The sequence below is a fragment of the Herbiconiux sp. 320_LB genome (genome assembly GCF_059691755.1).
In genome coordinates, this window is record NZ_JCAWAD010000005.1 from 23087 (window position 1) to 35929 (window position 12843).

Consider the following 12843-nt stretch of genomic DNA (forward strand, 5'->3'; position numbering starts at 1 on the left):
CAATGGTCGGCCCGAGGTGCTGACGTCGGGCTGACGCACCCTGACGGCGGCGTCAGGAAGCGCGGGCGCGAGGTGTGCGACACTCGGCGCATGCGCATCCTGATCGTCGACGACGAGCGCGGCTTCGCCGACGTGCTGTCGCGGGGCCTCACCGCCGAGGGGTTCGCCGTCGACACCGTGTACGACGGGCGCACCGGGTACCTCATGGCCGCGACCGGGGTGTACTCGGCGCTGGTGCTCGACCTGATGCTGCCCGGGATGAGCGGATTCGCGGTCACCGCGCGCCTGCGATCCGAGGGGCTGACCACCCCGATCCTCGTGCTGACCGCCAAGGACGGCGACCTCGACGAGGTCGAAGCCCTCGAGAGCGGTGCGGACGACTACCTGCGGAAGCCCTTCAGCTACCCGGTGCTGGTCGCGCGGCTGCGCTCGATGCTGCGGCGGCCGGTGGCGGGGGTGGGTGCGGGCGCGGGCGGTTCGGGCGGCGCGGGCGGTTTGCGCAGCCCGGGCGGTTCGGGCGGCCCGGGCGGGGCGGGCGGTTCGGGCGGGGCGGGCGTCGGAGGCGTCGCCGGCGTCCTCGTGTCAGGCGGCGGCGTGCTCACGATCGGCGACCTGGTGCTGGATCCCGGACGCCGCCAGGTGCGCCGAGCCGGCCTCACGATCGAGGTCGGCAGCCGCGAGTGGGCCATCCTCGAGGCCCTCGCGCGGGCCGGCGGCACGGTCGTCGGCAAGGAGCGCCTGCTGCTCGAGGCCTGGCCGGGCGAGCCCGTCGACGTCAATCTCGTCGAGGCGCGGGTCAGCAGCCTCCGCCGCAAGCTCGACCTGCCCTTCGGCCGCCGCTCGATCGTCACCGTGCGCGGGGCCGGCTACCGCCTCGTCGACGACCGCACCCCGGATGAACGTGGCCGCGACGCCGAGCACGCTCCGGATGCGCGTGCCCGCAAGCACCACGACACGAATCCGCACACGCGCGACGACGTCGCTACGGATACGCGTGGCGACGACGATCGTCGGGGTCGCACCGACCGGGCTCACGATCCGCGCGGCGGCGGCGAGCGGGCACCGGATGCGCGCGACGACGGCGGTCGCGAGGCGCTGCCGTGAGGCGGATCGGGTCGCGGGTGGCGCGGCTGCCGATCGCCGCTCGGATCGCCGCGACCGCCGGCGCCCTCACCCTCGTGCTGCTCGTGGCGGCGGGTCTGCTCGTGCGCGCGGCGCTCTACTCCGCCCAGCTCACGGCGACCGAGAACCTTGCCGCGACCCAGGCCGACCAGATCGTCGGAGCCGTCGCGAACGGGCAGCCCGTCGGCGGTCGCTTCGGCGCGCTGCCCTACGAGGTCGTCGCCGCCGACGGCTCGGTCGTGGCGGCGTCACCCGAGCTCGAGGCCGCCGAAGCCGGCGGGCCAGAACAGGGCGACGGGGCCGATCGAGCAGGTGGGTCCGACGGATCCGGCAGACCCGACGGTACCCGCTCCCCCGTGATGCCTGCTCCCGCGCCGGATGACGGAGCGGGGACCGGCGAACGGATCGTCGGCGAGCGCTGGACGGCCACCTTCACGAGCGGCCCCCTGGCCGGCCGGACCCTCGTCGCCCTCAGCGCCACCGAGGGTTCCACCAGCGAGGGTTCCGCCACCGCCGGTTCCACCACCGACGGTTATGCCACCGGCGAATCCACCACCGCCGGCCGGGGCCCCGTGCGCGCCTACGTCTTCGCCACCACCGATGCCGCCGACCAGGTCGTCGGCGCCCTCGACCCCTTCCTCTGGGGCGGGGTCCTGCTCGTCGTGGCCCTCGTCACGGCGACCGCCGCCCTCGCTGCCCGCCGCGCCCTGCGCCCGGTCGAACGGATGCGCCGCACCGTCGCCTCGGTCACCGACGCCCCCGCGGCGATCCGCGTCGAGGTCCCCGCAGCGCACGACGAGCTCCGAGCACTGGCCGACACGCTCAACGGGATGCTCGACCGGCTCGACGAGGCGGCCCTCCGCCAGCGTCGCTTCACCGCTGACGCCGCGCACGAGCTGCGGAGCCCGATCACCTCGCTGCTCGCCGCCCTCGAGATCGCCCAGGCGCATCCGGACGCCTTCCCCGCCGGCGAGGCCCTGGCTCACGTCACCGTCGAGGCGCTCCGGTTGCAGCATCTGGCCGACGACCTGCTCGCGCTCTCGACCGCCGGCCGCGCGAGTGGCTCGGCCCCGATCACCGACGTCGGCGCGGTGCTGACCGAGCTGCTGGCCGACCCCGGCCTGCTCGTCTCTCGCCCCGGCATCCGTGTCGTCGCCGACCAGGTCGGCTCCGCCGTCGTCGAGCTCGACCGGTCGCCGCTCTGGCGCATCCTCCGCAACCTCCTCGAGAACGCCGTCCGCCATGCCGACACTACGGTGCAGATCACCGTCGCCGACGAGACGGCGGAGAGGGCGACCGTCCTGATCGAGATCGCGAACGACGGCCCCGTGATCCCCGCGGACCGCCTGGCCGCCGTCTTCGACCCCTTCGTGCGGCTCGACGAGGCCCGCGCCCGCGACGAAGGCGGCAGCGGACTGGGCCTCGCGATGGTGCGCGAACTGGTCACCGCGGCCGGGGGCACGGTCGACGCGACGTCGACCGCATCCCGAACCGCCTTCCGCGTCCGCCTCCCCCGAGCCTGACTCCGGGCCGAGCCTGAGCCGGAGCCCGGGCCGGGCCCCCGCCCGACTGTCGCCGACCCGTCACTTCTTGTCGCCACTAGACAGCGATAGCGGCAACAACTGACGGGTCGGCGACAGGTGGTGGCGGTGGTTGCGCCACGAACGCCGAAGGCCCCCGCCCGCCGAAGCGGTGGGGGCCTCCAGTACGCGAAACGCGAGAAGCGAGCCGAACGCCTACGCGTCCGCGCCCATCCGCGCCTTGAGGTTCTCGTCGAGCGTGGCGAGGAACTCCTCGGTCGTCTGCCACGGCTGGTCGGGCCCGACCAGCAGCGCCAGGTCTTTCGTCATCTTGCCGGACTCGACGGTCTTGACGACCACGTCCTCCAGCGTCAGCGAGAAGTCGATCAGCTCCTGGTTGCCGTCGAGCTTGCCGCGGTGGGCGAGCCCACGGGTCCAGGCGTAGATCGAGGCGATCGGGTTGGTCGACGTGGGCTTGCCGGCCTGGTGCTGGCGGTAGTGACGGGTCACGGTGCCGTGGGCGGCCTCGGCCTCGACGACCTTGCCGTCCGGCGTCGCGAGCACCGAGGTCATGAGCCCCAGCGAGCCGAAGCCCTGGGCCACGGTGTCGGACTGCACGTCGCCGTCGTAGTTCTTGCAGGCCCAGACGTAGCCGCCCTCCCACTTCATGGCCGACGCGACCATGTCGTCGATGAGGCGGTGCTCGTAGGTGAGCCCGGCGGCGTCGAACTGCTCCTTGAACTCGGTCTCGAAGATCTCCTGGAAGATGTCCTTGAACCGGCCGTCGTAGGCCTTGAGGATCGTGTTCTTCGTCGACAGGTAGACCGGGTAGTTGCGGGTCAGACCGTAGTTGAGCGAGGCGCGCGCGAAGTCGCGGATCGACGCGTCCTGGTTGTACTGCACCTGCGCGATGCCGTCGTCCGGAGCGTCGTAGACCTCGAACTTCATCGGCTCCGAGCCGTCTTCGGGGGTGAACTCGACCGTGAGCTTGCCCTTGCCCTTGAAGACGAAGTCGGTGGCGCGGTACTGGTCGCCGAAGGCGTGACGGCCGATGATGATCGGCTTGTTCCAGCCCGGCACCAGACGGGGGATGTTCGAGATGATGATCGGCTCGCGGAAGATGACGCCGCCGAGGATGTTGCGGATGGTGCCGTTCGGCGACTTCCACATCTTCTTCAGCCCGAACTCCTCCACGCGCGCCTCGTCGGGCGTGATCGTGGCGCACTTGACGCCGACGCCGTGCTTCTGGATGGCGCGGGCCGCGTCGATGGTGACCTGGTCGTCGGTCTCGTCGCGGTACTCGATCCCGAGGTCGTAGTACTCGAGGTTCACATCGAGGTACGGGTGGATCAGTGTGTCTTTGATGGCCTGCCAGATGATGCGGGTCATCTCGTCGCCGTCGAGTTCGACGACCGTGCCTTCAACCTTGATCTTGGACAATTCAGCTCCTCAACAGCCGCCGGAAATGGGCCGTGGCCCAGTTTACCCCCGCCCGCAGAACTCTCTCGACATCGAGATACTTCTGCCAGGTCCGGCCCCGGCTAGCGGGTTCCGTGGCCCAGCGGCTAGCCTGATGCCATGAGTGAACTCAGGCTGGAAGAGCTGGCGGCATCCAACATCGTCGCGGCGAACACCCTCTCGCTCAAGCCCGGCCAGGAGCAGTTCGTCGCCCCCGTCTCGCACTCGATCGCCGAGGCCTACGTCAACCCGGCGACGGCCTGGCCGCGCGTGGTGCTGGAGGACGACGAGGTCGTCGGCTTCATCATGGGCAACTTCGATCCGGATGCGCAGGAGCCCGAGTTCCGCAGCTGCATCTGGCGGATCAACGTCTCCGCCGACGCCCAGGGCCACGGCGTCGGGCGCTTCGCCGTGCTGGCCCTCGCCGACGAGGCGCGCGCCCGCGGCTTCGAACGCATCACCGTCATCTTCGAGCCGGGCGAGGCCGGCCCCGCCGCCTTCTTCGACAAGCTCGGCTTCGCGCCGATCGACGAGACGCCGTACGGGGAGACGATCGCCGCCCTCGATCTGTGACCGAGCAGCCCTCCTTCGAGGAGGAGGTGCTCGAGGTCGTCGACGCGATCCCCGCGGGGCAGGTGCTGAGCTACGGCGACGTCGCCGCGCTCCTCGGCTCGCGGGCGGCGCGCGCCGTCGGGAGCGTGATGCGGCGCTACGGTCACGCGCATCCGTGGTGGCGCGTGGTGCGCTCGGGCGGCCTTCCGCCGGCCGGTCACGAGGCCCGCGCCCGAGACCATTACGAGGCCGAGGGCACACCGCTCCGAGCGGTCTCGCGGGAACCTGGCTATGCCGTCGACTACGCTAAGGCTCGGTGGCGGCCCTGACACGGGTCGCCCATGAGGAGAGGACACCGCACAGCCGATGAAGAGTCGCGCACTTCTCGCCGGAATCGCGGCGGCAGGACTGGTCGTCACGCTGTCGGGCTGCACCCTGGCGAACGCGATCACCCCGCCGGTGTCCGCCCAGCTCTACCCGACCGCCGCCGACGGGAAGGCCGCGAACGCGAGCATCCCGCTGCCGTCGTGGGTTCCGGATGACGCGACGATGATCCGCATCAAGTCCAACACCGAGACCGGCGACACGATCATGCAGTTCCAGGCGGCCGCGCAGACCATCGGCGCGCCCTGCGACGCGAGCATCGCGGGCAACCTCCCCCCGATGCAGGACACCTGGTGGCACCAGGTGCTCCCGCCGGCCGAGCAGATCGTCTGCCAGGACGGCTGGCACATCTTCATCTCCGGCGCCACGGAGTGGAACGCCTGGAAGCCGTAGGCTCCCGCCAGACCCGCTTCCGCTAGACCAGCGACTCCCGCCACGACGCGTGCAGCTGGGCGAACCGCCCCGTGCCCGCGATGAGGTCCTCCGGCGTGCCATCCTCCACGATCCGCCCGTGCTCCATCACGAGCACCCTGTCGGCGATCGAGACGGTCGACAGCCGGTGCGCGATGATGATCGCGGTGCGGTCGGCCAGCAGGGTCTGCAGCGCATCCTGCACCAGTCGCTCGCTCGGGATGTCGAGCGAGGCGGTCGCCTCGTCGAGGATGAGCACGGCCGGGTCGGCGAGGAACGCGCGCGCGAACGAGATCAGCTGACGCTGCCCCGCCGACACCCGGCCGCCGCGCTTGTTGACGTCGGTCTCGTAGCCGTTCGGCAGACCGCGGATGAACGTGTCGGCCCCGACGGCGCGCGCGGCGGCCTCGATCTCCTCCCGCGTCGCATCCGGTTTGCCGATGGCGATGTTGTCGGCCACGGTGCCCGAGAAGAGGTAGGCCTCCTGGGTGACCATGACGATCGCGCGCCGCAGGTCTTTCGGATGCAGCTGTCGCAGATCGATGCCGTCGAGCGTCACCCGCCCCTCGGTCGGGTCGTAGAACCGCGAGACGAGCTTGGCGAGCGTCGACTTGCCGGCTCCGGTCGACCCGACGAGCGCGATCGTCTGCCCGGCCGGGATGTCGAGGTCGAAGTGGGGCAGGATGGGGCGCCCCTCGACGTAGCCGAACTCCATGCCGTCGAACGCGACGGCACCCCGCGACTCCCAGAGGTCGACGGGCTGTTCGGGATCGGCGACGCTCGGCTGCTCCTCGAGCACGCCGGAGATCTTCTCCAGCGCCGCGGTCGCGCTCTGATACCCGTTGTAGAACATCGCCATGTCCTCCATCGGGTCGAAGAAGCGCCGGGTGTAGAGCACGGCGGCCAGCAGCACACCGATCTCGAGCCCGCCGTCGACCACCCGGAAGCCGCCGACCAGCAGCACCGCGGCGACCGCGACGTTGCCGATCAGCACGAGCCCCGGGTCGTAGATGCCGAAGAGCTTGATCACGCGCGCGTTCGTCGCCCGGTACTCTTCGACCAGCCCGCCGAACTCGGCCTCGTTGCGCTTCTCGGTGCGGAAGGCCTTCACCGCGCGGATGCCCGTCATGGTCTCGACGAAGGTCACGATCAAGCGCGCCGACGCGACCCGCGTGCGGCGGTACATCGTCTGCGAGCGCACCTGGAACCAGCGGGTGAGCGCGGCCAGCGGCACGAGCGAGGCGAGCAGGATGAAGCCCGACTCGACATCGAGGAGGAACAGCGCGACCGCGGTGAAGAGCATGTAGAGCACGCCCTGAACCAGCTGATTGATGCCCGAGTCGAGCAGCTCACGGATGGCGTCGAGGTCGCTGGTCTGCCTCGAGATGATGCGCCCGGAGGTGTAGCTCTCGTGGAACTCGAGGCTCAACCGCTGGGTGTGCAGGAAGACACGGCGCCGCAGGTCGAACAGGATGGCCTGACTGATCTGCGCCGACAGCACCGTGAACCAGGCGATCAAGCCGGCACCGGTGACGCCGGCCAGCAGGTAGGCCAGCCCGGCGAACGCGACCGGCATCCAGTCGGCGCCGATCAGGGCGGGCAGGCCGGTGTCGATGCCGTAGGCGATGATCGCCGGGCCGGCGACCTGCGAGATCGTGCTGATGACGACCACGACGATGCTCAGCACGAGCCGGGCGCGCATCGGCCGGATCAGCGAGCCGAGCAACCGCAACGACCGCGCGCGGATCTGCGCGCTCTCGGTCCGGTTCAGGTCGTCGCGCTCCTCTCCTTCGACTCCGAGGACGCTCATGAGGACACCTCCTCGGCGTTCAGGGCGGCACTGCGCTCGGCGGCACCGCGGTCGGCGGCACTGCGCTCGTCCGCATCGAAGCTCGAGATCACGAAGCGGTAGTGCTCGTTCGTCGCGAGCAGTTCGGCGTGGGTGCCGACGGCGGTGACCCGGCCGTCCTGCAGCAGGGCGACCCGGTCGGCGAGCGCGACCGTCGACGGGCGGTGCGCCACGATCAGCGCGGTGGTGCGGGCCAGCACCCGGCGCAGAGCCGCCTCGACCAGGGCCTCCGTGTCGACGTCGAGGGCCGAGAGGGGGTCGTCGAGCACGAGCACGCTCGGCTTCGCCGCGATGGCCCGGGCCAGGGCGAGGCGCTGTCGCTGCCCGCCAGACAGGCTCATCCCCTCCTCCCCCACCTTGGTGTCCAACCCCTCGGGCAGGTCGTGCACGAAGCCGGCCTGAGCGATCTCCAGCGCCTCGAGCAGTTCGGCCTCGCTCGCGTCGGGGCGCCCGAGCAGCACGTTCTCGCGCACCGAGCGACTGAAGAGTGTGGCCTCCTCGAAGGCCATCGCCACCCGGCTCCGCAGATCCTCCCGGGTGAGGTCGCGCACGTCGACCCCGTCGACCCGCACCGCTCCGCCGGTCACGTCGTACAGGCGCGAGGTGAGCGCGGTGAGCGTCGACTTGCCCGAGCCGGTGAGCCCGACCAGCGCCATGGTCTCGCCGGGCTCGACGACGAGGTCGACGCCGTCGAGGAGATCGGGGAAGGCGGCCGGCGCATCCTGGTACCGGAAGTGCACGTCGTCGAAGCTCAGTCGCCCCCGGCCGTCGACGATGGTGGCCGGATGCACGGGGTCGGTGATCGTGTTCTCCGAGTCCATCACCTCGAAGAAGCGCAACGTCGCGGTCTTGGCGTCGAGGGTCATGGCGAGGAAGTAGCCGAGCGACCAGATCGGGAACAGCAGCACCGTGCCGGTCGCGAAGAACGCCACGAGCGCCCCCACCGAGGTCTGGCCGGTCGAGGCGAGCCAGACGCCGACGACCAGGCAGACCCCGAAGGCGATGTCGGGGATCAGGGTGAGGTAGAGCCAGATCCCGGCGATCGCCTTGGCCTTCTCGATCTCGGTGCCGCGCAGCTGCTCGGCCTGGCTCTCGAAGCGCTTGAGGGCGTAGCGGCCCCGGCCGAAGGCCTTCAGCACGCGGATGCCGTGCACCGACTCCTCGACGCTGGTCGCCAGGTCGCCCGCCTGGTCCTGCGAGCGCCGCGCGACATCCGAGTACCGGCGCTCGAACGAGAAGCTGTAGGCGATGACCGGCACGGCGGCGGCCGCGAAGATGAGGCCGAGCACCCAGTTCAGCGTGATCAGGATGACGACCCCGCCGACGAGCGTGAGCACGTTGACCACGAGCAGCACGAGACCGAACGACAGCCACCGCCGGATCAGGTTGAGGTCGCTGACGGCGCGCGAGAGCAGCTGCCCGCTCGGCCAGCGGTCGTGGAAGGCGACGGGCAGGTCTTCGAGCTGGGCGTACAGGCCGTTGCGCATCCGGGCCTCGACGTGGGTGCCGGGGGTGAGCACCAGAGCGCGGCGGGCGCCGATCAGCACGGCCTCGAAGACGCCGAGGCCGAGCACGATCCCGGCGCCGAGCCAGACCTGGCCGGCGTCCCGGTCGGCGAACGGGCCGTCGACCATCCACTGCAGCACCTGCGGGATGGCGAGGGCCACGATGCTGGCCACCAGCGAGACGACCATCGCGACCCCGATCCGCGGCAGGGCCTGCCGCGCGAAGGGTCGCAGGCGCAGCAGCGTGGCCACCGTCCCGGTGGCGGGGGTCGCTGTCTCTGGCATCTCCTGCTTCCTCGTTCTCGTGCGCCGGGCACGCCGAATAACCCCCGAATCGGGGGTGTCGGCGTCATGGCAGCCTTATAGACTATCGGCCGCTTCGGCCGAACGCAACAGCGCAGCGGCGGCGTCTGCCAGGAGCAGCGAGACGTCACCCGCCCGCCACCGGTGCGTCACCGCCCCGTCACCTTCGCGTCAGCGGATTCGCCGCGTCAACTCCGCGTCAGCGGATCCGCACCGACAGGCAGGTCACGCAGCCCTCGAGCTTCTCGAACTCCGAGATGTCCACTGAGATGACCCGGTAGCCCAGCCCCTCGATCAGCCGCGCCGACTCCGGGGCGGACGCCGCGACCAGCACGGTGTCGTCGGCCAGCACCACCACGTGGGCGCCGCTGGGCTCGGGCACCTCGAGGAAGCGGTCGAAGATGAACGGATCGTCGACGAGCGGCGGGTAGCCGATGACCGTGCCGTCGGGCAGGGCGGTCACGGCGCTCTTGAGGTGAAGCACCTTCGACACCGGAACGGCCACGACCGAGTAGCCGCGCGGGGCGAGGATCTTGCGGAGCTGACGGATGCCGTCGGCGTTCGTGCGCCCGCCGCGGCCGACGTAGATGGTCGTGCCGATCTTCAGCACGTCGCCGCCGTCCAGGGTGCCCGGGCGTTCGATCCGCACGATCTCCAGGCCCAGCGAGCGCAGGCTCTCCTCGACGGCCGGGATCTCCGGGATGCGGGAGTCGGCTCCGGGGCTGCCGATCACCGCGAGCGCGCCGAACATCACGACCGCGTCCTCCACGAACACCGAGTCCGGGAGGTCGTCGGCGGGCTCCACCTCGACCGGCTCCCAGCCCGAACCGGTCAGCGCGGCGACGTAGGTCTCCCACTGCTCCTCGGCGAGCTCGAGGTCGACCGGCTCCCGCTCGATGTGCGTGACCAGCCCCTCGTCGAGGGTCGCCGCCGGGCGCCGCACGAGCACGAGGTGCTTGCGGAGCACCTCCTCCTGCTCGTCGATCGCGATCCGCGAGTGGATGCGGCGGGCCAGCGTGACACTGGCGAGCACCGCCGCCAGCACGAAGATGAGATTGTTGCCGACCAGCGTCGCGGCGAGCGGGGCGAGGAGCGCGTCCGGCGCGATCCCCTGGCCCAGCGCGGCGACGCCCGTGCCCACGAAGGCGGCGAGCGCCCCGGAGACGAGGCCGGCGATGAACGCCGTGTACCAGTGCCGGTACGCCCCGACCAACCCGAAGACCGCCGCGAACACGAACAGCAGCAGCGCGGAGGGCAGGAAGTAGGGCGTGAAGACCAGGAACGCCTGCGCCTTGAGCGCGTTCGCGAGGAACAGGGCGAGGTCGGACGCGACGAGGGCGATCGCGGCCACGACCGCCGCCGCCACGACGGATGCCGTGACCGAACGGAGCCGGTAGGAAGACATAGAGACGACCTTAGGTGATGCTGTCTGTATGCGGCTTGCGTACCGGCTCCGAGCCGGCCGCATGCCCGCAGGGAACGGGTGGAACCCGGTCTAGTGGAAGAAGTGCCGCTCTCCCGTGAAGTACATGGTCACGCCCGCCTTCTGGGCGGCCGCGATGACCTCCTCGTCGCGCACCGAGCCGCCGGGCTGCACGACGGCGGAGACGCCCGCCTCGAGCAGCACCTCGAGCCCGTCGGCGAACGGGAAGAACGCATCCGAGGCGGCGACGGAGCCGCGTGCGCGGTCGCCCGCCCGGGAGACCGCGAGGTGGCAGGAGTCGACCCGGTTCACCTGACCCATGCCGACGCCGACCGACGCCCCGTGCGAGGCGAGCAGGATGGCGTTCGACTTGACCGAGCGGCAGGCCTTCCAGGCGAACTCGAGGTCGTCGAGGGTCGCCTCGTCGGCCGCGTCGCCGGCGACCAGGGTCCACCGACCGCGGTCGAGGCCGTCGAAGCGGTCCAGGGTCTGGGCGAGGAAGCCGCCGGAGATCTGGCGCAGCTCTGTGTCCTCGCGGCGGTAGCCCTCGGGGAGGGTCAGCAGGCGCAGGTTCTTCTTCGTCTTCAACAGCTCGAAGGCGTCCGACTCGAAGGCGGGCGCGATCAGCACCTCGGTGAAGATGTCTTTGACCGACTCGGCCATCGCGAGCGTGACCGGGCGGTTCGCGGCGATCACGCCGCCGAACGCCGACACGGGGTCGCAGGCGTGCGCCCGGGCGTGCGCCGAGGCGATCGCGTCGGGGGCGTTGGGGGCCGCCACCGCGATGCCGCAGGGGTTCGCGTGCTTGATGATCGCGACGGCGGGCTCGGCGAAGTCGTAGGCGGCTCGCACGGCGGCGTCGCCGTCGACGTAGTTGTTGTACGACATCTCCTTGCCGTGCAGCTGCGTGGCCTGGGCGATGCCGTGCCCGTCGGCCGAGGTGTAGATGGCGGCCTGCTGGTGCGAGTTCTCGCCGTAGCGCAGAGTCGAGGACAGCGCCGCGGAGACGGTGAGGGTCTCGGCGAAGGCGCGGGATGCACCCGGGCCGTCGACCGCATCCGGAGCCGGCGCCGGGAACGCGCCCGGATCGGCCTCGGCCAGCTGCTCGGCGAACCAGCCGGCGACCGACCCGTCGTAGGAGGCGGTGTGGGCGAAGGCCTCGGCCGCGAGCGTGCGACGCACGTCGAGCGTGGTGCCGCCCTCGGCGAGCGAGGCGACGATGTCATCGTAGCGGTTCGGCGAGACGACGATCGCGACATTGGCGAAGTTCTTGGCCGACGCGCGCACCAGGGCGGGGCCGCCGATGTCGATCTGCTCGATCACCGCGTCGGGCTCGGCCCCCGAGGCGACCGTCTCGCGGAACGGGTAGAGGTTGACCACGACGAGGTCGAACGGGCGGATGCCGAGGTCGGCCAGCTGCGAGCGGTGCGACTCGAGGCGCAGGTCGGCGAGGATGCCCGCGTGCACGCCGGGGTGCAGGGTCTTCACCCGGCCGTCGAGCGACTCGGGGAACCCGGTGACGCTGGAGACCTCGGTCACGGCGACCCCCGCATCCGCGATCGCCTTCGCCGTCGACCCCGTCGAGACGATCTCGACGCCCGAGGTCGCGAGGCCCTGCACGAGCTCGGCGAGCCCCCGCTTGTCGCTGACCGAGATCAGCGCCCGGGTGATCGGCACCGTGTCGCGGTGGGTGTACAGGCTCGGGTCGTGCTGGGGGCCGCTCATCGTGCTGCTGTCTCCTTGAGGTCGACTAATCCGTCTGCGATGTCGCGCACGGCCTGCACCAGCAGCTGCCGTTCGACGGTCTTGATGCGCTCGTGCAGATCGTGCTCGGTGTCTCCCGGCTCGACCCGCACGGACTCCTGGACGATCACGGGCCCGGTGTCGACGCCCTCGTCGATCACGTGGACGGTGACCCCGGTCGTCTCCACGCCCGCGGCGAGCGCGTCGCGCACGGCGTGGGCGCCCGGGAAGGCGGGGAGGAGGGCCGGATGCGTGTTGATCAGTCGCGGGGTGAGCGCCGCCACCACGACAGGCGGCAGGATGCGCATGAAGCCCGCACAGACGACGAGGTCGGGCGAGTAGCTTTCGATGCGCTCCAGGAGCGCGCGGCCCCAGGCGTCACGGGAGTCGAAGTCGCCGGGCTCGACGACGAAGTCGGGGATGCCGAACTCCTCGGCGTGGGCGAGGCCCTCGGCGTGGTTGTCGGACCCGACCGCGATGACACGGGCGGGGAGGTCGCCGGCGGTGGTCGCCTCCAGCAGCGCGCGGAGGTTGGAGCCTCCCCCGGAGATCAGGACGAGGAGGGACAGCACG

At 71.1% G+C, this 12843-nt stretch carries 11 protein-coding genes; 5 read left to right on the forward strand and 6 right to left on the reverse strand.

Going from position 1 to position 12843, the window contains the following annotated elements; all coding sequences use genetic code 11:
• Positions 1–90 precede the first annotated feature (90 nt).
• Together AC59HU_RS13515 and AC59HU_RS13520 are read left to right on the forward strand one after the other, a co-directional pair.
• A complete protein-coding gene (locus AC59HU_RS13515; RefSeq protein WP_497223956.1) occupies positions 91–1104 on the forward strand; it encodes a response regulator transcription factor in 1014 nt (337 codons plus the stop codon).
• Positions 1101–2645, forward strand: coding sequence for a sensor histidine kinase (locus AC59HU_RS13520; protein ID WP_497223957.1), 1545 nt, complete (start codon positions 1101–1103; stop codon positions 2643–2645). The genes AC59HU_RS13515 and AC59HU_RS13520 overlap by 4 nt, the downstream gene beginning before the upstream one ends.
• A 213-nt stretch (positions 2646–2858) precedes the next feature.
• Here AC59HU_RS13520 and AC59HU_RS13525 read toward each other — a convergent pair whose 3' ends face one another.
• Positions 2859–4082: an NADP-dependent isocitrate dehydrogenase gene (locus AC59HU_RS13525; RefSeq protein ID WP_497223958.1), complete on the reverse strand. Its 1224-nt coding sequence runs from the start codon at positions 4080–4082 to the stop codon at positions 2859–2861.
• A 138-nt stretch (positions 4083–4220) separates the two neighbouring features.
• Here AC59HU_RS13525 and AC59HU_RS13530 point away from each other — a divergent pair, with 138 nt between their 5' ends.
• The 3 genes from AC59HU_RS13530 to AC59HU_RS13540 are packed head-to-tail and all read left to right on the forward strand — an operon-like array spanning position 4221 to position 5429.
• Complete coding sequence (locus AC59HU_RS13530; RefSeq protein WP_497223959.1) at positions 4221–4673, forward strand: GNAT family N-acetyltransferase; 453 nt, start codon at positions 4221–4223, stop codon at positions 4671–4673.
• Complete coding sequence (locus AC59HU_RS13535) at positions 4670–4981, forward strand: MGMT family protein (protein WP_497223960.1); 312 nt, start codon at positions 4670–4672, stop codon at positions 4979–4981. The genes AC59HU_RS13530 and AC59HU_RS13535 overlap by 4 nt, the downstream gene beginning before the upstream one ends.
• Before the next feature lie 37 nt (positions 4982–5018).
• Complete coding sequence (locus tag AC59HU_RS13540; RefSeq protein WP_497223961.1) at positions 5019–5429, forward strand: hypothetical protein; 411 nt, start codon at positions 5019–5021, stop codon at positions 5427–5429.
• Between the two features lie 22 nt (positions 5430–5451).
• On the opposite strand, the gene AC59HU_RS13545 is transcribed toward AC59HU_RS13540, so the two are convergent.
• The 5 genes from AC59HU_RS13545 to purN all read right to left on the reverse strand — a co-directional run bounded on the left by AC59HU_RS13545 (position 5452) and on the right by purN (position 12842).
• Positions 5452–7257, reverse strand: a complete 1806-nt coding sequence (locus AC59HU_RS13545; RefSeq protein WP_497223962.1) for an ABC transporter ATP-binding protein — start codon at positions 7255–7257, stop codon at positions 5452–5454.
• Positions 7254–9086, reverse strand: coding sequence for an ABC transporter ATP-binding protein (locus AC59HU_RS13550; RefSeq protein WP_497223963.1), 1833 nt, complete (start codon positions 9084–9086; stop codon positions 7254–7256). Before AC59HU_RS13550 ends, AC59HU_RS13545 begins: the two co-directional genes overlap by 4 nt.
• A 217-nt stretch (positions 9087–9303) precedes the next feature.
• Positions 9304–10509 carry a dimethylargininase gene (ddaH, locus tag AC59HU_RS13555; RefSeq protein WP_497223964.1) on the reverse strand — a complete coding sequence of 402 codons (1206 nt, stop codon included), beginning with the start codon at positions 10507–10509 and terminating at the stop codon, positions 9304–9306.
• Positions 10510–10599: 90 nt separating this feature from the next.
• Positions 10600–12252 (reverse strand): bifunctional phosphoribosylaminoimidazolecarboxamide formyltransferase/IMP cyclohydrolase, encoded by a 1653-nt coding sequence (gene purH / locus AC59HU_RS13560; protein WP_497223965.1) that lies wholly within the window; start codon positions 12250–12252, stop codon positions 10600–10602.
• Positions 12249–12842, reverse strand: a complete 594-nt coding sequence (gene purN / locus AC59HU_RS13565) for a phosphoribosylglycinamide formyltransferase (RefSeq protein ID WP_497223966.1) — start codon at positions 12840–12842, stop codon at positions 12249–12251. Before purN ends, purH begins: the two co-directional genes overlap by 4 nt.
• Position 12843: the final 1 nt, after the last annotated feature.